Here is a 22,142-nt window from a genome sequence, read left to right on the forward strand (position 1 = left end):
GTGGACTTCCTGATCCAGCGACTACCGCTCTACATCGACGGCGCATGGGTCACCATCCAGCTCACCATCGGCGGCTGTGCCCTGGCCTTCGTCCTGGCCATGGTCTTCGGGATCATGGGGACGATCAGGCACTGGCTGCCCCGGGCCATCGCCACGGTCTACGTGGAGGTGTTCCGGGGCATCGCCGCCCTGGTGCTGATGTTCTGGATGGCGTTCGCCCTGCCGCAGCTGAGCGGGTTCCAACTGGACGACAGATTCGCCGCGATCCTCGCCCTGGGCCTCAACGTGGGGGCCTACGGAGCCGAGGTCGTACGGTCGTCCATCAACGCCGTGCCCAAGGCGCAGGTCGAGGCGACGGTCGCCCTGAACCTCTCCTGGTTCCAGCGGGTACGCCTCGTCGTGCTGCCCCAGGCGTGGGCCCAGATGCTGCCCACGTTCGGCAACCTCGTCATCGAGCTGATGAAGGCCACCGCGGTGGTCTACCTCATCGGTGTGACCGACCTGACGGCCGTCGCGCAGAACATGCGCGAGTCCACGGGTGAGACGGTGGTCGCCTTCATCGGCGCCTTCATCCTCTACTACCTGATCGCGCAGGTCCTGATCTTCGGCATGCGACTGCTCGAACGCCGTGCCAACCGGAAACTGGGCCGTACCCCGCCGGGCGGCGGAGGACTGAAGTTCCTCCTCCGGCCCGCGCCGGCCGGTACGAAGCCGGGGGTGGTCAAGTGATGTGGGACTTCCAGTGGACCTTCCAGATCCTGCCCGACCTGCTGGGCGCCCTGGGGACGACCGTCCAGATCACCCTCCTCGGCTACCTGATCGCACTGGTCCTGGGCCTGGCGGTCGCCATCGCCCGCCGGACGCCGTTCTTCGGCGCCGCCCTGCACGCGGCCATGGAGTTCATCCGTACGACACCGCTGGTCATCCAGGCGGTGTTCGTCTTCCTCCTGGCCCCGGCCCACATCTCCCCGATGACCGTGGGGATCGCCGTCATCGGCGTGCACTACGCGGCCTACACGGCCGAGGTCTACCGCTCGGGCATCGAGGGCGTGGCCAAGGGGCAGTGGGAGGCGGCCCGGGCACTGAGCCTGCCCGTCCACCGCACGTGGGGCGCCATCGTGCTGCCGCAGGCCATCCGCAAGGTCATCCCCGCGCTGGGCAACTACCTCATCGCGACGTTCAAGGACACGCCGCTGCTCATCGCGATCGGTGTGAGCGAGCTGCTAACCGAGGCACAGCGGATCGGCAGCGCGAGCTTCCGCGTCGTCGAGGTCTACACCGTGGTCGGGTTCCTGTTCCTCCTCGTGAGCATCCCGTCCGCCATCCTTCTCCGACGACTGGAGCGACGCTATGCCGCCGTCTGATACCCGACAGAACGAAGGACCCCAGGGTGTCGGGGGCCAATCCCAGGATCAGCCCTTGATCGTCTTCGACGACGTGGTGAAGCGCTTCGGCGACCTCACCGTGCTCGACCACCTGGACTTCTCCGTGTCCCCCGGCGAGCGGGTCACCCTCATCGGCCCGAGTGGTTCCGGCAAGACCACGATCCTGCGCCTGCTGATGACCCTGGAGAAGGTCACCGAGGGGGTCATCTGGGTGGGCGGTGAGCCGTTCAGCCACATGCGCCGCGGCGCGGACCACATGACTCCGGCCAGCGAGGGCTACCTGCGTGAGCGCCGCAAGCGCATCGGCATGGTCTTCCAGCAGTTCAACCTGTTCCCGAACATGACCGTTCGGCAGAACATCGTCGAGGCCCCCGTGCACGTGCTGGGCACTCCCAAGGCGGAGGCCAACGCCCGTGCGGAGGAGCTGCTGGACCTGGTCGGGCTCGGCGACAAGATCGACTCCCACCCCACCCAGCTCTCCGGGGGCCAGCAGCAGCGTGTGGCGATCGCCCGCGCGCTGGCCATGCAGCCGGAGATCCTGCTGCTGGACGAGGTCACCTCGGCCCTGGACCCGGAGCTGGTGGCCGGTGTCCTCGACGTGCTGCGTGAGGTCGCCGAGACCACGGACATCACGATGCTGTGCGTGACCCACGAGATGTCCTTCGCCCGCGACGTGTCGCACAGGGTGCTCATGTTCGACAAGGGCCAGATCGCCGAGGCGGGTTCCCCGGAACAGATCTTCGGTGACCCGAAGGAGGAACGGACCAAGTCCTTCCTCCGCTCGGTCCTGGACAACGGGCACTGAGGGTACGACCGGCCCACCGCGTACTGGGGCCGCTCCCGTACGGGGAGCGGCCCCGAGCCGTGTCCGGACCGGACACGTCGAGACGAGTGGCGACATACCGTAGTCATTAAGTAGCTTTTAGTTTCCCCTTGGGCAGAATGAGAGTTCTGAGACAGGGGGGACTCTTGTGACCATGGTGCGAAGATGGGGGCTCGCCTGGTGGGCGCTGCTCGCCGTCCTGCTCCTCACGGTGCCGGTGCTCTCGCACCCCGTGTTGCGCGCCGACGTCCTGGGTGACTCCCTGCTCCTCCTCCTGGTCTCCTGGTCGCCGATGCTGATCGGCGGGATCCTCGCCTGGGCCATGGTCAGGGGGTTCGGCGCACGCGAACGACTGGACCGCAGGATCGTCCGGGCGATGGAGGGCCATCCCATCAACCGGGAACTGGTCTGGCTGGCGCTGTTCCTCGTCTGCTTCATACTGTCCATGGCGCTGTTGTCGCTGGTCTTCGACACCTTCGGGGCGCAGATCGGCGCGGACATGGCCATGTCGGCCTCCCTGGTGTCCAGGCTGTTGTTCCTGTTCACCCTGCCGCTGCTGGTCATGGACCGCTCGGGGATCACCGTGGACGGCAACGGCACCGGCATGCCGGCGATCGCCCTGAATGTGACCGAGCTCTGGCGCTGGCTCGGACTGTTCCCGGTCGGAATCGCGCTGAGCCTCCTCGGCTACCTGCTCATCCCCTACATCGGACTGCCGAGCCCGTCCTTCCCCCTGGTGGGCTTCGTGCTCGCCTTCGCCGTCATCGCCGTGTGCGAGGAGATCTTCTTCCGCGGGATGGTGCAGACCCGCCTGGAGATCCAGATGGGCCGCTGGGGCGGGATCGTGGCGACCTCGGTGGTCTTCGCGTTCACCTACGCGGTCATCCAGCCCTACGACGCGGTCTCCCAGCTACCGGGGAACGACCTGGTGTACAACACCGGCCTCTCCCTGCTGACCTACGCCATGGCCAGTCTTCTCTACGGCTACTTGTGGGCGTGCTTCCGCAACACCTGGCTCCAGGTGGTCATGCGCATCGGGACGTTCCTGATGATCATGCCGCCCGACCTGCAAATCGGTATCGGCTGACTGACCGTCCGGTGTCGGCTCTCCCCACGATCGGCCTGTTCCGGACGCCGACACACACGGAGAAGAACCGGCGTGTGCGGACACACGGAGAAGAAACGGTCCACATCGGTCGCGTCTTGGTCATTTCCCCCTCACGGGGCTGTCACCGGGAGGTCATGGAAAGGGGGGAGTCTGCCCACTGTGAGCACGGAATCAGCGCCAACGCCAGCGGGCACCGCCACCGAGCCCTCCGGCCTGCCCGCCGACAGGTTCATGGACCGCGAGGAGGGGTGGCTCCGCTTCAACCAGCGGGTCCTCGAACTCGCCGAGGACGAGGACATCCCCCTCCTGGAGAGGGCACGGTTCCTGGCGATCTTCTCCAGCAACCTGGACGAGTTCTTCATGGTCCGCGTCGCCGGGCTCAAACGGCGCCTGGCCACCGGCCTGTCCGTCGCCTCCTCCAGCGGGCACCACCCACGCGTGCTGCTCGAACGCATTTCCCGGTTCACCCACGAGCTCATGTTCCGCCAGGCCGCCTGCTTCCAGGACAGCGTCGCGCCCGCCCTACGCGAGGCCGGTATCCGTATCGTGCGCTGGAGCGAGCTGGAGAACTCCGAACGCGAGGACCTGCACGGCTACTTCCAGCACTCGATCTACCCGCTGGTGACCCCCTTCGCGGTCGATTCCGCGCACCCCTTTCCCTACATCTCCGGCCGCTCGCTCAACCTCGCGGTCGCCGTCCACGACCCGCGCGACGGGCGCCGCATGTTCGCCCGCGTCAAGATACCCAGCGCCCTGCCCCGCTTCATCGAGTCCGGTGGCGGGGGCAGCGGCCGGTTCGTGCCCGTCGAGGACATCGTCGCCGCCCACCTGCCCCAGCTCTTCGAGGGAATGCAGGTCCTGGAGCACCACGCGTTCCGGGTCACCCGCAACGCCGACCTGGAGGTCGACGAGGACGAGACCGACGACCTCGTCACCTCCCTGGAGGACGAACTGCTGCGCCGCCGTTTCGGCCCGCTCGTGCGCTTGGAGGTCGAACACGACATCAGTGACGGGGTGCTCACCATCCTCACCCGGGCGCTCGGCGCCGAGGAGGGGGAGACCTACCGGGTCTCCGGGCCGCTCAACCTCGCGGGGCTGTCCCAGATCGCCGACGCCGACCGGCCCGAACTGCGTTACCCGCCCATGGTCCCCGTCGAGCCCCGCGCCCTGCCCGCCGGCGACCTGTTCGCCGCCATCCGTGGACGCGAGGTCCTCGTCCACCATCCCTACGAGTCCTTCGCCACCACCACCGAGCGCTTCCTGGCCCTGGCCGCCACCGACCCCAAGGTCGTGGCGATCAAGCAGACCCTATACCGTACCAGCGGCGACTCACCCATCGTGGAGTCCCTCATCGAAGCTGCCCGCGCGGGCAAGGAGGTCGTGGTCCTGGTCGAGGTCAAGGCCCGCTTCGATGAGCAGAACAACATCCAGTGGGCGCGCAAGCTCGAACAGGCGGGCTGCCATGTCGTCTACGGCGTCGTCGGCCTCAAGACCCACTGCAAGCTGTCCATGGTCATCCGCCAGGACGACGACGGTCTGCTGCGCCGCTACTGCCACGTGGGCACCGGCAACTACAACCCGAGTACCGCCCGCGTCTATGAGGACCTCGGTCTGTTCAGCTCAGCCCCCGAGCTGGGAGAGGACGTCAGCGACCTGTTCAACAGCCTCACGGGCTTCTCCCGCAAGGGGCACTACCGGCGCTTGCTGACCGCGCCGACCGCCCTGCGCGAGAGCCTGCTGGAACAGATCGCCGCCGAGATCGACAACAGCCTCGAAGGGGAGCCCGCCCGTATCCGTATCAAGGTCAACTCCCTGGTCGACAAGGAGATCATCGACGCCCTCTACCGGGCCTCGCAGGCCGGTGTGAGCGTCGACCTGTGGGTGCGCGGCAGCTGCGTCCTGCGCGCCGGGGTGCCCGGGCTCTCCGAGAACATCCGCGTCCGCAGCATCCTCGGCCGCTTCCTGGAGCACTCCCGCATCTTCGTCTTCTCGGGCGGCTGGCGGCCCCGGGTGTGGATCGGCAGCGCTGATCTGATGCCCCGCAACCTGGACCGCAGAGTCGAGGCGCTGGTATGCCTGAACGACCCCGAGCAGTGCCACCGCCTGGTCCGTCTCATGGACCTGGCGATGGCCGACACCACCTCGTCCTGGCGGTTGGAACCCGACGGCACCTGGACCCGCGCCACCCACGGCGGCGACGGCCGGCCGCTCACCGACTTGCAGGACAGCCTGCGCGGCGACCGGCACCTGCGAGCAGTGGAAGGCGGATGAACATCATGGAGAACGGGGGAGAGGGAGACGTCGAGGGATCCGTCGACGGCGTGGGAGGCGACGTCCTGCGCCAGGCGGCGGTCGGGGGCTACCTCGAACCCATCCGCGCGAGTGGTGCCCTGTTGTGGCGTGAGGGAGCGGGCGGCACCGAGATCGTCCTCATCCGCAGACCCGACCGCGGCGACTGGACCCTGCCCAAGGGCAAGCTCAAGAAGCGCGAGCTCCCCGTCACCGGCGCGGTCCGCGAGGTCTGGGAGGAGACCGGCCTGACACCCGTGCTGGGACGCAGGCTTCCGCCACAGCGCTACCTCAAGGACGGTTGGCCCAAACAGGTGGAGTGGTGGGCGGCCACCCCCGCGGAGCCAGGCGAGGGGACCGACTACCCGCCCAACGAGGAGGTCGAGCTGGTCGAGTGGGTGCGCGCGGAGGAGGCCCGCCGCAGGCTCACCTACGACCACGACGTCCAGGTGGTCGACAACTTCCTGGCCGGACCCGTCACCACCTTCCCCGTCATCCTGTTGCGGCACCTCTCTGCGGAGAAGAAGCGCGCCTGGGCCGGTGACGACCTGCTGCGTCCGTTGGACGGGGCCGGTCGCGCCGACGCACTGGCCCTGCCCCGGCTGCTGAACGCCTACGGACGGCCCCGGGTGGTGACGTCCTCGGCGGCGCGGTGCACCGAGTCGGTGCTGCCGTACACGGTGGACTCCGACGTGCCCATGCGCACCGAGCGGGCGTTCACGGCCCACAAGCCCTCCGCCGGCTCCTCCCCGGGGGACGGAGGTTCCTCCTACGGTGTGGAGGAGGCCAGGAAGGCGCTCGCGCACATCCTGGCCGAGGGGCGGCCGACGGTGGTGTGCACGCACGGCGAGTTGATACCGCACCTGGTGGCGGAGGCGCTCACCCGGACGAACGCGCCGTTCACCCAGCAGCCGGGGTTGCGCAAGGGCTCCTTCTGGGTGGTGCACGTGGACTCCGTGGACGGCGGGCTGGCGTCGGTGGAGCGTCACGCGATCCGTCCTTGATAAGGGTGTGCCGGGGTACCCGTGGCCGGTCGGCCCGGTGGCCGGTGACATGATGCAGCCATGGCCAAACACAAGGTTGCGCGGAGCGTCGTGGTGGACGCTCCCGCCAAGTGGATCTTCGACATCATCGCGGCACCGGCGAGGCACTCCGAGTTCGACGGGTCGGGGACGGTGCGCGACACCCTCTTCGGGCCGGAGCGGCTGGAGCGGGGCAGCGAGTTCGGTATGGACATGAGGATGTTCGGTGTCGGCTACCGCATCACCAACCGAGTGGTGGAGTACGAGGCGGACCGCCTCATCGCATGGCGGCACTTCGGCCCGCACCGCTGGCGGTACGAGCTGGAGGAACTGCCCGGGGGCGGTACCCGCGTCACCGAGACCTTCGACTACTCCCGTGGGCTTCCGGCGTTCTACGTACTGATGGGGATGCCCGCCAAGAACGGGCGGAGCATCGAACTGACCCTGGAGCGGCTCAAGGCCGCCGCGGAGTCGGCCGGGAACTGACCGGTCCCTCCCCGGCCGGGGAGGGAGGCCGGACACGGGCGTCGCCCGCGGCCTCGGCCGCGGGCGACGCCGTCGCGACAGGGGTGGGTACCTGTCGGGCGAGGCGGCGGGGAACGTGTCGTTCCACCAGCGGCGCCCCGAGGGGTCCGGACCGGACCGCCGGACTCAGCCGGACGCACGGGCCGGGGAACACGCCCTAGTGGTAGCCGGGGTGGTCGTGGTCTTCGTCGTCTTCGTCTTCGTCTTCGTGATCGTGATCGTGGCCGTGGTCGTGGCCGTGGTCGTGGTCGTCGTCGTGGCCGTCGTCGTGGTGGCCCTTGCCCTTCTTGCCCTTGTGCTTGCCCTCGTCCTCGTCCTCGTCCTCGTGGTCGTGACCGTTCCAGCGGTTCTCGTCCTCGTCGTGGTCCTTCTTGCCGTCCTTCTCGGACTCGTGCCAGCCCCAGCTGTGGCCGTGGTACCCGTCGTCGTGCCCGCCGTTCGCGACGGCGGGGGAGGCGGATCCGATGACGGCACCAGCGGCCATGGCCATGAGGGCGATTCCGGCGATACGTTTCACGATGTTCCTTGCTCCTTGTAGCTGGAAAACAACTGACAGTGATGAATGTAGGTTGGCGGATCCCGTTTGGCCAGTTCATTGGTGCGGGGGAGTCGGATTGGCTTCGGAGTCTGGTCCCGGCTTCGCAGGAGAAACGCGGCACTTACCCAAATGCCCTAAAGTTCGGCAAGGGTCCTTGTTCTGCGCGTTTCCCGGTAACCGTGGCGCGAACCGGTGGGACCCGCGCACGGTCCAGTCGAACCAGGAGTCGGGGGCAGCGGTGGGAACAACCTTGGGTGACGTCTGGCGGGAAGTACTGTCCGTCCAGCCCGAACCGGAGCGGTGGATCGTCATCACCGCGGCCGTCCTGGCCCTGGCCACCGTGCTGTTCGGTCCGCCCTGGCGGATCGGACGCAACGTCGTCACCATCGCCCACGAGGGCGGGCACGCCCTCGTCGCCCTGCTCAGCGGTCGCCAGCTCACCGGCATCCGACTGCACTCGGACACCTCGGGGGTCACCGTCTCCCGGGGCAGGCCGACCGGCGCCGGTATGGTCCTGACCGTCTTCGCGGGCTACGTCGCCCCGTCGGTCGTCGGTTTCCTCGGCATCCTCATGCTGATGTCGGACCGCATCACCGCCCTGCTGTGGTTGAGCATCGTCGTACTCGCCGCCATGCTGCTGATGATCCGCAACATCTACGGTGTGGTGTCGGTGGTGGGCACCGGAGCGGTGGTGTTCGGGGTCAGCTGGTTCACTCCACCGGAGATCCAGGCGGCCTTCGCCTACCTGTTCATCTGGTTCCTGCTCTTCGCGGGCGTGCGTCCGGTCTTCGAGCTCCAGTCGCAGCGGATGCGCAACCCCTCGCCGCACTCCGACGCCGACCAGCTGGCGCGGCTCACCAGTGTGCCCGGCACCCTGTGGGTGGCGGTCTTCTTCCTGGTGAACATCGCAGTGACCGCACTGGGCGTGTGGCTGCTGCTTTTCTGAGGACCGCGGCGCCCCGGCGGCGTCCGGGCGCACGGAAGAGGGGCGCGGCCCTCAGGCCACGCCCCGGAAGAGGTGTCGTGGACGCGCCGCGCCGCTGCTCGCGCGAAGGGCGCCGGGCCCGTGCCGCGGCGGCCCCGGTGTCAGCCGGTCAGCTGGCGTGCGGCGCGGTGAGCGCCTCGGAGACCGTTGTGAAGACGGGGATGCGCGTGTCGAGCGAGGTGACCCGCAGGGTCTGTAGCACCCGCTGGATGGGCGAGGCGATCGCCAGGAGCGCCTGCTGCTCCTTGGCCGCCTTGTGCGCGCGAATCAGGACGCGCAGCCCGCTGGAATCGATGAACCGGAGATCGGAGCAGTCCAGGACCACGCGGCCGAGGGGCTGGGTGGTGAGAGCCTCGGTCACCGCCTCCTGGAAGCGGTGTTCGGTGGCCATGTCGATCTCCCCGTCCAACGCCAGAACCCGTCCGGCGTCGTGCAGGGTGGAGGAGATGGTCAGGTCGGGCATGGCGACTCCGGCGTATTCGGGACGTGCCCGACTGGTCGGCGCGGTGGGTCGCACGCCGCTCCGAGAGCTGGTGCCGACCGGTGCGTTCTTCGCGTTACCGCGGTAGCCAAGCTGATGGTTCATCAATTTCCTTTGTGGTGCCCCGGACCGGGGGTGAAACGCCCTTCTCGCCTGGGTCTGCTGGAAGCCTCACCAAGAGCACAGCTGTCCAGAGAACGTGCGGATCTGGGTTGAAAGTTCCTGGCCGTGCCCTGCCTGGTGACGGCGGAGACGGATGGTGCGTCGATGGACGCTGCTGCTTCGGGCCACTCCCTGCCCCGCAACTCTGGAAACCCGCCCACAGGGGCGGGCATTCCCCGCCCGTGGCTCGGGGCGGCGGTCGGAGCGGTGCTGCCGGGGCCGCTCCCGTGTTCCGGGCGACCGATCCGACGCCCGTCGGGGCACCGGGTATCCTCTACAAGGATCGCCCAGCCACGGACTTTACCATAAGGATGTGGCCGTTTCGTGACGTGAGCGACGCAAGTTCGTGCTCGTGTGCTTTGCACTTCCTGTGCTTGGTGAGGCGTGCATCACATTCATTGGGCGTTCTCGACCGGTTCGGGGCCGGAAGTCCGCTCTCCATCCTGCCGCTGGAGGGCCCACACACACGCGGACAGCGTCAACGGCACCGCCACCGTCAGTGCGATCGCCGGGATCGCCACCCCCGAGTCGTTGACCGCGAAACCCACCAGAGCGGTCACCAGCGAACCGGTCAGCCCCGCCCTGAGTGTCGGCGCGTACTCGTAGGCCCCCTGTAGGGCACCGAACCGCCAGTGGATCGGCCGGTGGAGCACCACGAACAGGAACACCAGCGCACACGCCGCCAACAGGGTCAGCTGCCAGTTGCCCAGCGTCCCCAGCATCGAACCGAGCTTGCGGACCACCACAGCGGCCGCATCGCCGTTGATCACCTGGCCCGCGAACGCTCCGAAGTGGCTGCGCTCCTGCGGCGGCCTCAGGTAGTCCAGCCACGACAGCAGCGCGATCGCCGCCACCGCGGCCGCGCCCACCGCGGCCAGACGGGGCAGGGTGACGCGTATCCCGGCGATCATCATCGTCGTCACCGCCAGGCCCGGAATCAGTGCGATCACCCCGCCGAAGTCGGTGCCCAGCCCTGGCCAGCCGACGATCAGCACCGTCGCCGACCCGATGACCAGAGTCGTCACCACGGCGGCGCCGCGCCGCCCCCGGGAGATCAACTCGTGGGAGACACCGGCCACCGCCATCAGCATGCCGGTCGCGAACGTGGCGAACGCGATGTTGCCGATCCCGTAGAACCGGCCCGCCACGATCGGTGAGTAGCCAGTGGGTGAGTTCATCTGCAGGTTCGCGCCGAAGCACAGGTCGAGGAAGAGCACCACCGTGGTGGTCCCCGCCACCACCGTCATCGGTCCGAGGACCGTGCTCCGCCACGGCCCGGCCACGGCTAGCGCCACCACCAAGGCGTCCGCGACCAGGACACAGGCCAGCAGCGCCAGTGGCGGTATGGGCGAGGTCCACCACGGGATGAGGTTGGCCAGATAGCTGGCCACCGGGAAGGCGGCACCGGCCAGCGCCACGATCCGTGTCATCGACAGCACACGCGCACGTTTGCCGCGCTGCCGGTTCGAGTACCGGTGCAGGGCGTAGGCCGCCGCCGCGTAGATGAGCAGCTGGGAGGCGACCAGCCCGCTGAAGAAGCCCGGGATGGCTGATCCCACCACGATCGCGGCGGTGTTGAACTCCACCAGCCGTCCCACGGCCTGGTCGGTCGTCGGCGGCCGTCCGGTCAGATGCCAGGGCCGACCGCTGGTCGGCTCGGTCGCCCGCATCCCCAGGGCGGTCAGCAGGGTCGGCGTGGTGTCGGTAAGTACCACCAGCCCGGCGCGCCGGGTCGACTCCGAGGCCAGGAACGCCCCCGACCCGGTGAACCCGTCCTCGGTGATCTCCCCGGACAGGCCCACCGTGAGCTGGGAGGGGCCGGTGTCCATGGACACGCCGACGACCATCAGGGACGAGCCGACCGGCAGCACGCCCTTCAGCGTCCGCAGCCGGTCGTCCAGGGCGGACAGCGCCTTGTCGCGTTCCCACTCCGGGACGTCGTCGGGGTCGGGTTCGGGTGGATCCTCCCCACCTGCTTCCTCCCCGTCGCCCTCGTCCTCCACCGCCTCCTCGACGTCCTCCTGGTCGGGGGACGAGGAGTCCGGATACACGGGGTAGAGCCGGGTGAGCTCGGCCAGTTCCACTGCGGCCAGGGAGACACCCTCCAGGCGCCCGGTGGTCAGACCGCGCACCTCGTCGACGTAGTGATCCACCCGTCCGGAGGCGTCGGCCACCCCCAAGGCGGCGCCGTGGCCCACGGCGAGCGTGGTCCCGCCCGCGTCGCGCACCGTCTGACCGAGCAGGCCCACGGGCGCGTCGAAGGAAGCCCGCTCGTTCTGCCGGACGTAGGAGCCGAACTCGGGGACGACCGCGCCCGAGCCGTCGCGCTCAGGCGCCGGAGCGGCCTCGCACACCGTGAAGCGTTCCCGGATGGACAGGGCGCGCTGCCCGGCCGACACCGACAGCCAGCCGTCGGTGGGACAGGTGCGGGAGGTCGCGGTGCGGATCGACACGTTGCCGATGGAGCCTTCCTCCGCCATCTCCCACAGGGTCGGGGTGTTCTCGGGGGTGACGTCCTCCCACAGCAGGCCCGGAACCCCCACGAGCACCACGGGCCCGCTGCGCCGGTCCATGGAGCCGGGGCCGGGACGGTCGGGGCGGGTGATGTCGGAGGCGCCGGAGTCCGGAGCGGTCGCGGACGCGCTGGCCGCCGCGGGCGCGGCACACGACAGCACCACCGCGGCCAGCAGCAGGGAGCACAGGCGCGCCCCCCAACGCGCCCCCGGTGCGACGAGCCGTCGTGGCATGGCAGACCCCCATCGCGTGCTCAGCCTCGGGTGTGGTTCGCGGGCACACGCCCTGCTGCGCGCCCGCCCGCCACCCTCCGCCAACCCTCAGAGGCCGCGCTTCGCGCGCAGCGGTCTCCAAGCGATGGGCAGCGCCCGCGGAACACGCTCTAGACGGTCACCCTAGCCATTCTCCGTGCCTGGCAGGGAGATTCGCACGCCCGGGCGCGTGCCGTCCACGGGCCGGTCAACGGTCGATGCCCCACTCTCGGAGGGTTCCTCCGGTCTCAGGCTGGCTCCGACCCCGGGTCACTCCGCCCGGAGTGCGGCCGAAGCGGGGCGCCGGGCCGGGAACCACACGGCCGCCATCGCGCACGAGCGAGCCGCGGGCACGCACGTGCGGGTGATCCGGGGCCTCCTCCAGGGACAGGACCGGCATCACACACGCGTCGACGCCGCCGAACACCTCGCCCCACTCGTCCCGGGTACGGGTGCGCAGGACCTCGGCGAAGCGCTCGCGCAGCCGCGGCCAGCCTGTTCGGTCCCACTGGTGGGGCAGGTCCTCCCCGGCCAAGCCGGTGCCCTCCAGGAACGCGGCGTAGAACTGGGGCTCGATACAGCCGACCGACACATGGCGGCCGTCCGCGCACTCGTACACGTCGTACCAGGGTGCTCCGGTGTCCAGGTAGTTCGTGCCGCGCTCGTCGTTCCAGGAGCCACGTGAGCGGTCCTCGTGCACCATCGACATCAGAAGGGCGCTGCCGTCCACCATCGCGGCGTCCACGACCTGGCCCCGGCCGGAGGTCTGGCGCTCGACCAGGGCGCTGAGGAGGCCGGTGACCGCGAACATGGTGCCCCCGGCGAAATCGCCGAGGAGGTTGATCGGGGGCACCGGCGGACCGTCCGCACGGCCGATGGCGTGCAGGGCGCCGTTGGCGGAGATGTAGTTCATGTCGTGTCCGGCGGCGCGGGCCAGCGGACCGTCCTGGCCCCAGCCGGTCACCCGGGCGTAGACCAGGCGCGGGTTGAGTTCGAGGCAGGTGCCGGGGCCCAGGCCGAGGCGCTCCATGACCCCGGGGCGGAAGCCCTCCAGGAGGACGTCGGCGCGGGAGGCCAGGTCACGGGCGAGGGCGAGCCCCTCGTCGGACTTGAGGTCGGCGGGCAGGACGGTGCGCCCCTCGCTCATGTGCGGGCCGCCGGCACCGGCGTTCATCGCGTCCGCGGCCTCGGGGCGGTCGAGCCGGATGACGCTGGCGCCCAGATCGGCGAGGAGCATCCCGGCCATCGGCGCCGGGCCGAGCCCGGTGAACTCGACGACGCGGATTCCGTTGAGGGGTCCCATGGTTCGGTCTCCAAGGCGGTGGGGAGGTGAGCGGACTGGAACGAGGTGCGGTGGGTGCTGCCCGTCGCGCAGCATGGTACGTGTCCGCCGAACACGTTCTAGAACGAGGTTCGGTTTATCCGTTTCCCGAATGTACGCGCCCCGTCCCCCGGCCGGGCGTGTCGGGGAGAGCTGGCAAGATGAGGGGGTGACACAGACACCCGCACCCGACGACCGCTCCCGCCTGCTCACCCCCGCCGACGTGCGGGCCCTCGCCGAACGGTTCGGGATCCGGCCCACCAAGACCCTGGGCCAGAACTTCGTCATCGACCACGGCACCGTACGCCGCATCGTCCGGATCGCGGGGGTCACCGACGAGGACGTCGTGGTCGAGGTCGGCCCAGGACTCGGCTCGCTCACCCTGGCGCTGCTTCCGCACGTGCGTCACGTGACCGCGATCGAGATCGACCCGGCGCTGGCCGCCGCGCTCCCGGACACCGTCGCCGGCCACGCGCCCGACCTCGCGGACCGGCTCACCGTCGTCCCCGGCGACGCCATGCGCATCGCCGAGGTACCCGGACCCGAACCCACGGCACTGGTGGCCAACCTGCCCTACAACGTGTCCGTGCCGGTCCTGCTGCACCTGCTCGAACTGCTCCCGAGCCTGCGGCGGGTGCTGGTCATGGTGCAGGGGGAGGTCGCCGACCGGATCACCGCCACCCCGGGCGGGCGCATCTACGGCGTGCCCTCGGCCAAGGTCGCCTGGTACGCCCGGGCGCGCCGCGCGGGCGCGGTCGGCCGGAACGTGTTCTGGCCCGCCCCCAACGTCGAGTCCGGCCTGGTCGAGCTCATCCGCCGCCCGCGGCCCACCACGAAGGCCACCCGGGAGGAGGTCTTCCAGGTGATCGACGCCGCCTTCGCGCAGCGCCGCAAGACCCTGCGCGCCGCCCTGGCCGGGTGGGCCGGTTCCGCGCCCGCCGCCGAGGCCGCCCTGCGGGCGGCCGGTGTCGACCCGTCCGCCCGCGGGGAGTCGCTGGACGTGACGGCCTTCGCGGCCATCGCCGAAAACCGGCCCTGAGCCGGTCCAGGACGCGCCACGGGACGTTCCCGTCCGCGCGCCCGTCACTCCCGCGGGCCGGACTGGGGGCCTGGCAGCGACCGGTCCCCCCGGGACCGGGTGAGCGCGCGGGCCACCCCCGCCGCGCCCAGCCCCGCGGCCAGCACGGGCAGCACCCACACGACGTTGAACTCCCAGTCGCCCGTGCCACGCACGACGAACGCGACCGCCAGACCGAGGAACAACAGGCCCGCGACCAACGAGCCCCAGTCAGTCCTACGCTTCGCCATGCTGGACCTCCACAACTCCGAACAGTGAGTCGGTGCGTACGTTGATCAACGGGGGCTCGTCCCGCTCACCGTCCTCCGATCGCTCCACCTCCGCCGTGGGGCCCGCGGCGGGCTCGTGGACCTCCTCATAGGTCAGGGAGTACCCGGCCATGTCGTCGCCCTGGTCCCCCCTGCCGAGGTCCACCACGCCCAGTCCGACCTGCGAGGTCACCGCGACCCGTACGTTCTCGGGCAGGACCAGCTCCGTGCGGCCCGCGCCCACACGCAGTGACACGTCGACGGTTTCGCCCGGGTCCAGGTCCGTCAATCCCGTCAGATCCAGGGTTCCCGAGCCGATGGTCATCCAGTGGTCACCGCCTTCGGCCTCGGCCACCGTGGCCGGCTGCCAGGTCCCGGCGCCGATCCGTATCCGGGTCAGATCGGTCGCCGACGCCAGCACCAGCACCAGCGTGGCCAGCAGCCCCAGCGACATCAGCCCCCGCGGATCGCCTCTCCGCGCGCCGACCAGCGCGTACACGCCGATCACCGCGAGGGCCCCCGCGAGGAAGAACACCCCTGTCTCCGGACCGAACAGCAGCTCGGCCGTCCGTGTGCTCCACAGCGAGGACGACCAGCCGAACGCGAGGAGGGGGGCCAGGACGCCCCCGGCCACGATCGTCCACAGGGCGAGCGAGGCCAGCGGCGTGCCCTTCCAGCAGGTTCGGTCCGAGCCTGCCCGCTCAGGTCTGGAGAGGTTCCCGTTCCCGTCACCGCCGGAGCCGTCGTCCTCCTCCTGGTCCTCCGTGTCCCCGCCAGCCGTGGAGCGCTTCGACACCACCGCCAGGTCCACCGGCCCCTGCGGAGCGGAGACCCATGGTTGGGCCGGGTTGTAGTAGGTCGGCGTCGGCCCCGGGGGCGGCGTCGTGGGCGGCGGCTCCTGCGACCTCAGGTCCTCGCGCAGCCGTGAGAACGCGGCCCGCAGGTCCACACCCCGGTTGCGTGCTGTGAGCAGCCCCAGCACCAGCGGCACCGCCAGTACCAGCGTCGACCACCCGAACCCGCCGACCAGGCTGAACGTCGTCGCGACCGCCAGTCCGACCGCGAGCAGCTTGGGCACCGTCCGGGGCGGGATGCTCCGGTTCAGCATCTGCTCGAACGTCGCGGGGCCGCCCTGGGCGTCGCGCATCAGCATCCACGCCGCGATGTAGAGCAGCAGGCCCGCCGCCCCGGCGAACGCGGTCAGCACGAAGGCCGCCCGCCACACCACCGGGTCGGTCCCCGTGTACCGGCCCAGGCCCGCGCACACACCGGCGAGGACCCGGTCATCGTCCCCCTTGCGCAGTTCGCGCTCGGAGTTCTCGGCCTCCGGCACACCGGGCGCGGGAAAGGCGCCGGTCCCGGGCTCGGGCATCGGGTCGTCAGTCATGGTCACTCACCGCGCTTTCCTCACCCACTCATGGTCACCCGAAACCGCTCATCAGGACATCCGGGACGACCCTGAAGCCACCCTGACCGAAACCGAGGCAGGACCAGGGACGCGTCCCCGATGCCCGCCCGCCTCCAGAGAAGGCATCCTGGACATTACGAGACCTACGAGCGCGGCGCGTGGTACATCCTCCGCCGCACGGACGAAAGCGGTGATCGGGCGGTGGCAGCAACGGCCGCGGACACCCCGCGGCTCACCCGCGCGGTTGAGGGCCGGCTCCTCGGCGGTGTCGCCGCAGGACTGGCCCGGCACCTCGGACTCGACCCGGTGGTCGTCCGCCTCGCCCTCATGGCCCTGTCCGTGGGAGGCATCGGCGTCGCGCTCTATGTCGCCCTGTACTTCTTCGTCCCCGCCGACCCCGAGGAGAAGGAGTCCGCTGAGCCGGACAGCCGCCGCAAGGGCCGCGACCTGTCCCAGGTCGTCGCCTACGTCGGCCTCGCCGCGGGGCTCGGCGTCCTGTTCCTGCTCTTCGGCGGCGTCTTCGATCCGCTGCTGTGGTTCGTGGTCTTCGGCACTCTCGGTGGTGTCATCCTCTGGCAGCAGGCCAACCCCTCCCAGCGCGACGAGTGGATGACCTCCACGGTCAGCGGGGCGGGAACCAAGGGCGCCATGCGCGCCGGCGCGGGCGTCCTGCTCGTCGTGGTCGGCGTCATCGGATTCCTCGTCTTCCAGGAACAGCTCCAGAACGCCCGCGCCGGTATGACCTTCGCCTTCACCGTGCTCGCGGGTATCGCGCTCATCGTCGCCCCTTGGATCATCGGCCTCGTCCGCGAACGCGACCAGGAGCGCCGCGAGCGCATCCGCAACGCCGAGCGCGCCGAACTGGCCGCCCACATCCACGACTCCGTCCTGCACACCCTGACCCTCATCCAGCGCCGGGCCGACGACCCCCGCGAGGTCCAGCGCCTCGCCCGGGTCCAGGAGCGCGCCCTGCGCAGCTGGCTCTACAAGCGCCCCGCCGACGCGGAGACCACCGTCTCGCCCGCGCTCGAACGTGTGGCCGCCGAGGTCGAGGAGGAGCACGGCGTTCCCATCGAGGTGGTGTGCGTGGGCGACTGCACCATGGACGACGCGCTGGTCGCGATGCTGCACGCCGCCCGCGAGGCCATGGTCAACGCCTCCAAGTACGCCCGCACCGAGAACATCTCCGTGTTCGGCGAGGTCGACCAGGAGGAGGTGCTGGTCTTCGTCCGCGACCGCGGCACCGGGTTCGACATGGACGACATCCCCGAGGACCGGATGGGCGTGCGCGGCTCCATCCTGGGCCGGATGGAGCGGCACGGCGGTTCGGCGCGTATCCGGACCAGCCCGGGCGACGGCACCGAGGTGCAGCTGCGCATGCCCCGCGTCCAGGAGGTATAGGTACTCCTCCCCGGAGGGCCTCGCGCCGATCCGCCCGCCACCGCTCTCAGCCGGGAGTCCGCGCCCCGGCCGGATGCGGACACTTGGCCGTACGGGTACCCCTAACCTCCACCTACGTGGGTAGAGTCCACGGTGTGGGAGATGAGAGCACGAGCTTCAGTGACGGTGGCGCGGTTCCCCGTGTCGTGATCGTGGACGACCACCGGCTGTTCCGCAGCGGTGTTCGCGGTGAGCTGGGGGACACGGTGAACGTCGTCGGCGAGGCCGGGGACGTCGACGGCGCCGTTCACGTCATCGGGGAGAAGCAGCCCGACCTCGTCCTCCTGGACGTCCACCTGCCCGGAGGCGGCGGCGTGGAGGTGCTGCGCCGCGTCCTGTCCCAGCACCCGCAGATCCGCTTCCTGGCCCTGTCGGTCTCCGACGCCGCCGAGGACGTCATCGGCGTGGTGCGCGGCGGCGCCCGCGGCTACGTCACCAAGACCATCTCCGGTCGCGAACTGTCCGACGCCATCGTCCGGGTGGCCGACGGCGACGCCGTGTTCTCCCCGCGCCTGGCCGGGTTCGTGCTGGACGCGTTCTCCGCCACCGACGCCCCGCCGGTGGACCCCGAGCTCGACCGCCTCACCCAGCGTGAGCGCGAGGTCCTACGGCACATCGCGCGCGGCTACGCGTACAAGGAAGTCGCCAAGGAGCTGTTCATCTCCGTCAAGACCGTGGAGACCCACGTGTCCTCGGTACTGCGCAAGCTCCAGCTGTCGAACCGCCACGAGCTGAGCCGCTGGGCCACCGCCCGCAGACTCGTCTGACACACCGCTGCGAGCGGTTCCCCGATCCGGTCCCCGCTCAGCGCAGTGAGTCGAGCATCCGGCCCAGGAAGTCGGCCTCCGCCACCTCCGTCACCACGCGCGCGGGCCTGCGGTCGTCCTCATCCGGGCGCGAACGCAGGTCGGCCACGGTCATCCCCCGGGTGAGCGAGCCGGTCAGCTCCACACGCAGCGGCGCCTCGACCGCCTCCGTCACCAGGTCCGGATCCACCAGCACCGCGGCCGCCAACGGGTCGTGCATCGCGCACTGGCGGATCCCGAAGATCCCCGCGTAGAAGTCCGAGTAGAAGTCGAGGAACGCCGAAGTGCGCTCGGCACGCTCGCCCCGGATCTTCTTCAGCTCCTCCAGCCACTCAGGGGTGGCCACCGTCTTCATGGTGATGTCCAGTGCGACCAGGTCCAGGTCGAACCCGGCCGCGAACACCGCCTCCGCCGCCTCTGGGTCGTTGCTGATGTTGGCCTCGGCGTGCGGGGACACGTTGCCCGGGGCACGCACCGCACCGCCCATCACCACCAGACGCCGCACCAGCTTAGGCAGCTCCGGCTCCAGGCCCAGCGCGATCGCCAGGTTCGTCAGCGGACCCACCGCCAGCACGTCGATCTCGCCCGGTTTCTCGCGGACCAGGCGCACCAGCAGCTCGGCCGCGGTCTCCGTGACCGGCTTGCCAGTGGGCTCGGGCAGCTCCACGTCCCCCAGGCCGTTGCGGCCGTGAACGTGGGCGGCCAGGCGCGGGGGCTGCACCAGCGGACGTCCGGCACCCACCGCCACCGGCGTGCCCGGGCGGCCGTACAGCTCCAGCAGCCGCAGCGCGTTGTCCGCCGTGACATCAACACTGTTGTTGCCGAACACCGCTCCGACACCGGCGATCTCCACCTCGGGCCGAGCGGCCAGGTAGGCGAGCGCGACCGCGTCGTCGATCCCCGGGTCGCAGTCGACGAACACACGCATGGTCAAGGAAACTCCCCCTGAAACACGGGATGGTTCCCTGAGGGGAACCCGTACCGAAACAGCGTAATTCGCCTGTCGGCACGCTTTTGACGGACGGGTCGCCCGGGGGCGTGTTCTCCGGACACACCCTGGGACGCGACGGGCGGCACCCCACCGAGCCGCCCCGGCTCCGCGGACCTCTCCTGTGGCCGGAGGACGGCGAAGTCACCGGTCGCCCGTAACCTGGATGCCGTGTCCTCCCAAGAACAGCTTCTCGAAGGTCTGAACGGTCCCCAGCGCGACGCCGTCACCCACAGCGGTGCCCCGCTCCTGATCGTGGCGGGCGCCGGGTCGGGGAAGACCCGCGTCCTCACCCATCGCATCGCCCACCTCATGGCCGAACGCGGCGTGCGTCCCGGTGAGATCCTCGCCATCACCTTCACCAACAAGGCCGCCGCGGAGATGCGCGAGCGCATCCAGGCGCTGTTGGGTGTGCGCGCCGCCAACAGCATGTGGACCATGACCTTCCACTCGGCGTGCGTACGCATCCTGCGCAGGGAGGCATCCCGGCTCAGCTACCCGAGCAGCTTCACCATCTACGACTCCACCGACGCCGCGCGTCTGATGCAGCTGGTGTGCAAGGAGATGGACCTGGACCCCAAGCGGTTCCCGCCCAAGGCCTTCTCCTCCCAGGTGTCCAACCTCAAGAACGAACTGGTCGACTACGACACGTTCGCCGGCCAGGCCCAGACCGAGCAGGAGAAGAAGCTCGCCGAGGCCTACCAGCTCTACCAGAGCCGCCTGCACGAGGCGGGCGCCATGGACTTCGACGACCTCATCATGCTCACCGTCAACCTGTTCCAGATGTTCCCGGACATCGCCGAGTACTACCGGCGCCGCTTCCGGCACGTCATGGTCGACGAGTACCAGGACACCAACCACGCCCAGTACGTACTCATCCGAGAGTTGGTGGGCGCGGCCGAGGGTTCCGACACCAGCGTGGTGCCGCCCGCCGAGCTGTGCGTGGTCGGCGACGCGGACCAGTCCATCTACGCGTTCCGCGGCGCCACCATCCGCAACATCCTGGAGTTCGAGCGCGACTTCCCCAAGGCGCGCACCATCCTGCTGGAGCAGAACTACCGCTCCACCCAGACCATCCTGTCCGCGGCCAACGCGGTCATCGACCGCAACGAGGGCCGCCCGGCCAAGAACCTGTGGTCGGAGCAGGGCGAGGGGCCGGCCATCACCGGCTACGTCGCCGACAACGAGCACGACGAGGCCGCGTTCGTGGTCGGGGAGATCGACAGGCTCACCGACGACGGGACGCTCACGCCAGGCCAGGTGGCGGTGTTCTACCGCACCAACGCCCAGTCCCGGGTGTTCGAGGACGTGTTCATCCGGACCGGGCTGCCGTACAAGATCGTCGGCGGAGTGCGCTTCTACGAGCGCAAGGAGATCCGCGACATCCTCGCCTACCTGCGTGTCCTGGCCAACCCCGAGGACACCGTCAGCCTGCGGCGCATCCTCAACGTGCCCAAGCGCGGGATCGGCGCGCGTGCGGAGGAGGCGGTGGAGCTGTTCGCCGCCCGCGAGCGCACCTCCTTCGCCCGGGCGCTGCGCCGCGTGGACGAGGTCCCGGGGATGGCCACACGCTCGGTCAAGGCGGTGCGCAACTTCACCGCGCTGTTGGACGAGCTCGCGGAGACGGTTCCCGAGGGCACGCCCGCGGAGATCGTCGAGGCGGTGCTGAACAAGACCGGCTACCTGTCCGAGCTGGCCGAGTCCAAGGACCTCCAGGACGAGAGCCGGGTGGAGAACCTGGAGGAGTTCGTCGAGGTCGCCCGGGAGTTCGAGCACACCTTCGCCACGCTCCTGGAGGAGGAGCCCCCGGAGGAGGAGGGCGAGGACGGTGCCGCGGGGGCGGTCGAGCCGGGCCCGCCCACACTGGTCGACTTCCTGGAGCGGATCGCCCTGGTCGCGGACACCGACCAGATCCCCGACGAGGACAACGAGGGCGGGGTGGTCACGCTGATGACCCTGCACGCCGCCAAGGGGCTGGAGTTCCCGGCGGTCTTCCTCACCGGGATGGAGGACGGGGTGTTCCCGCACGCCCGCACGCTCAGTGACAAGACACAGCTGGAGGAGGAGCGCCGCCTGGCCTATGTGGGCCTGACCCGGGCACAGCGGCTGCTGTACATCAGCCGCGCCGCGGTGCGCAGTGCCTGGGGGACTCCGACCTACAACCCGGCGTCCCGGTTCCTGGACGAGATCCCCTCGTTCCTGGTGGACTGGCGCCGCGCCGAGTCCACGCTCGCCGCCCCGCCCAGCCGCAGCATCGGCAGAGGCGGAGGCTTCGGTGGAGGAGGGGGCTTCGGCGGTGGCGGCCCGCGATCCCGTGGCGGGGCCAGGGCGGCCAAGGAGGCACCGACGCTGAGCGTGGGGGACCGGGTCAACCACGACTCGTTCGGTATGGGCCGGGTGGAGCTGGTGGAGGGCGCCGGTGACAAGACCAAGGCCCGTATCGACTTCGGCGCGGACATCGGGGAGAAGGACTTCCTCGTCAAATACGCGCCGATCGAGAAGCTCTGACCCGCTCCAGTGTCCGTTGTGTGGCGTCCCGTCCCGCTCGCGGGGGGACGGGACGGGGCAATGGCACGGGCAGGGTTCGGTAAACGTGTCCCGAGCACTCCGGTGCGGGGGTAGAGTTGGGGAAGACCGAGCGAGACGGACGCGGATCCTACGCGGACGGGCCGGTCAAACCCTCCTCTGAGCAGCTGGTTCAGGCAGTGTTCTTGATCCGGTAAGCTCAGGGGGCGCTCCCAAGGAAACGCGGAAGCGAAACGGGCTTTAC

General features: G+C 69.9%; 19 protein-coding genes. 12 read left to right on the forward strand and 7 right to left on the reverse strand.

The genetic code is table 11. From position 1 onward, the window contains the following. From ehuC to AC0T5L_RS22785, 7 genes are all read left to right on the forward strand, one after another. Positions 1-729, forward strand: coding sequence for an ectoine/hydroxyectoine ABC transporter permease subunit EhuC (gene ehuC / locus AC0T5L_RS22755; RefSeq protein WP_476167501.1), 729 nt, complete (start codon positions 1-3; stop codon positions 727-729). Further along, entirely contained in the window at positions 726-1,364 is a 639-nt protein-coding gene (ehuD, locus tag AC0T5L_RS22760) for an ectoine/hydroxyectoine ABC transporter permease subunit EhuD (RefSeq protein ID WP_476167502.1), read from the forward strand. The genes ehuC and ehuD overlap by 4 nt, the downstream gene beginning before the upstream one ends. Continuing rightward, entirely contained in the window at positions 1,351-2,190 is an 840-nt protein-coding gene (ehuA, locus tag AC0T5L_RS22765) for an ectoine/hydroxyectoine ABC transporter ATP-binding protein EhuA (protein WP_476167503.1), read from the forward strand. The genes ehuD and ehuA overlap by 14 nt, the downstream gene beginning before the upstream one ends. A 172-nt stretch (positions 2,191-2,362) precedes the next feature. Next, positions 2,363-3,295, forward strand: coding sequence for a lysostaphin resistance A-like protein (locus AC0T5L_RS22770; RefSeq protein WP_476167504.1), 933 nt, complete (start codon positions 2,363-2,365; stop codon positions 3,293-3,295). Positions 3,296-3,475: 180 nt separating this feature from the next. Then, a complete protein-coding gene (locus AC0T5L_RS22775; RefSeq protein ID WP_476167505.1) occupies positions 3,476-5,587 on the forward strand; it encodes an RNA degradosome polyphosphate kinase in 2,112 nt (703 codons plus the stop codon). Next, positions 5,584-6,609, forward strand: a complete 1,026-nt coding sequence (locus AC0T5L_RS22780; protein WP_476167506.1) for an NUDIX hydrolase — start codon at positions 5,584-5,586, stop codon at positions 6,607-6,609. Before AC0T5L_RS22775 ends, AC0T5L_RS22780 begins: the two co-directional genes overlap by 4 nt. Before the next feature lie 60 nt (positions 6,610-6,669). After that, positions 6,670-7,113, forward strand: a complete 444-nt coding sequence (locus AC0T5L_RS22785) for an SRPBCC family protein (protein WP_476167507.1) — start codon at positions 6,670-6,672, stop codon at positions 7,111-7,113. A 196-nt stretch (positions 7,114-7,309) separates the two neighbouring features. Here AC0T5L_RS22785 and AC0T5L_RS22790 read toward each other — a convergent pair whose 3' ends face one another. Then, a complete protein-coding gene (locus AC0T5L_RS22790) occupies positions 7,310-7,669 on the reverse strand; it encodes a hypothetical protein (protein WP_476167508.1) in 360 nt (119 codons plus the stop codon). Between the two features lie 271 nt (positions 7,670-7,940). Here AC0T5L_RS22790 and AC0T5L_RS22795 point away from each other — a divergent pair, with 271 nt between their 5' ends. Further along, the gene (locus AC0T5L_RS22795) at positions 7,941-8,636 is read left to right on the forward strand and encodes a M50 family metallopeptidase (RefSeq protein ID WP_476167509.1); all 696 of its coding nucleotides are present in this window, start codon (positions 7,941-7,943) and stop codon (positions 8,634-8,636) included. Positions 8,637-8,784: 148 nt separating this feature from the next. Here the strand turns inward: AC0T5L_RS22795 and AC0T5L_RS22800 are convergent, their stop codons facing one another. The 3 genes from AC0T5L_RS22800 to AC0T5L_RS22810 all read right to left on the reverse strand — a co-directional run bounded on the left by AC0T5L_RS22800 (position 8,785) and on the right by AC0T5L_RS22810 (position 13,386). Beyond that, complete coding sequence (locus tag AC0T5L_RS22800) at positions 8,785-9,138, reverse strand: STAS domain-containing protein (protein ID WP_476167522.1); 354 nt, start codon at positions 9,136-9,138, stop codon at positions 8,785-8,787. Positions 9,139-9,713: 575 nt separating this feature from the next. After that, positions 9,714-12,065 (reverse strand): hypothetical protein, encoded by a 2,352-nt coding sequence (locus AC0T5L_RS22805; RefSeq protein ID WP_476167510.1) that lies wholly within the window; start codon positions 12,063-12,065, stop codon positions 9,714-9,716. A gap of 226 nt (positions 12,066-12,291) precedes the next feature. Further along, on the reverse strand, positions 12,292-13,386 hold the full coding sequence (locus AC0T5L_RS22810) for a CaiB/BaiF CoA transferase family protein (RefSeq protein WP_476167511.1): 1,095 nt from the start codon (positions 13,384-13,386) through the stop codon (positions 12,292-12,294). Between the two features lie 130 nt (positions 13,387-13,516). Here AC0T5L_RS22810 and rsmA point away from each other — a divergent pair, with 130 nt between their 5' ends. Then, positions 13,517-14,443, forward strand: coding sequence for a 16S rRNA (adenine(1518)-N(6)/adenine(1519)-N(6))-dimethyltransferase RsmA (gene rsmA / locus AC0T5L_RS22815; protein ID WP_476167512.1), 927 nt, complete (start codon positions 13,517-13,519; stop codon positions 14,441-14,443). Positions 14,444-14,487: 44 nt separating this feature from the next. Here rsmA and AC0T5L_RS22820 read toward each other — a convergent pair whose 3' ends face one another. Further along, positions 14,488-14,712: a hypothetical protein gene (locus tag AC0T5L_RS22820; RefSeq protein WP_476167513.1), complete on the reverse strand. Its 225-nt coding sequence runs from the start codon at positions 14,710-14,712 to the stop codon at positions 14,488-14,490. Further along, entirely contained in the window at positions 14,699-16,123 is a 1,425-nt protein-coding gene (locus AC0T5L_RS22825; protein ID WP_476167514.1) for a PspC domain-containing protein, read from the reverse strand. Before AC0T5L_RS22825 ends, AC0T5L_RS22820 begins: the two co-directional genes overlap by 14 nt. A gap of 216 nt (positions 16,124-16,339) precedes the next feature. Here AC0T5L_RS22825 and AC0T5L_RS22830 point away from each other — a divergent pair, with 216 nt between their 5' ends. After that, positions 16,340-17,539: an ATP-binding protein gene (locus tag AC0T5L_RS22830; protein WP_476167515.1), complete on the forward strand. Its 1,200-nt coding sequence runs from the start codon at positions 16,340-16,342 to the stop codon at positions 17,537-17,539. A 134-nt stretch (positions 17,540-17,673) separates the two neighbouring features. Further along, a complete protein-coding gene (locus tag AC0T5L_RS22835) occupies positions 17,674-18,345 on the forward strand; it encodes a response regulator (RefSeq protein WP_476167516.1) in 672 nt (223 codons plus the stop codon). 37 nt (positions 18,346-18,382) lie between these two features. Here the strand turns inward: AC0T5L_RS22835 and AC0T5L_RS22840 are convergent, their stop codons facing one another. After that, positions 18,383-19,312, reverse strand: a complete 930-nt coding sequence (locus AC0T5L_RS22840; protein ID WP_476167523.1) for a nucleoside hydrolase — start codon at positions 19,310-19,312, stop codon at positions 18,383-18,385. Between the two features lie 231 nt (positions 19,313-19,543). Between AC0T5L_RS22840 and pcrA the strand changes: the two genes are divergently transcribed. Beyond that, positions 19,544-21,880 carry a DNA helicase PcrA gene (gene pcrA / locus AC0T5L_RS22845; protein ID WP_476167517.1) on the forward strand — a complete coding sequence of 779 codons (2,337 nt, stop codon included), beginning with the start codon at positions 19,544-19,546 and terminating at the stop codon, positions 21,878-21,880. Positions 21,881-22,142 lie beyond the last annotated feature (262 nt).

The sequence above is a fragment of the Nocardiopsis sp. TRM 82005 genome (genome assembly GCF_056312425.1).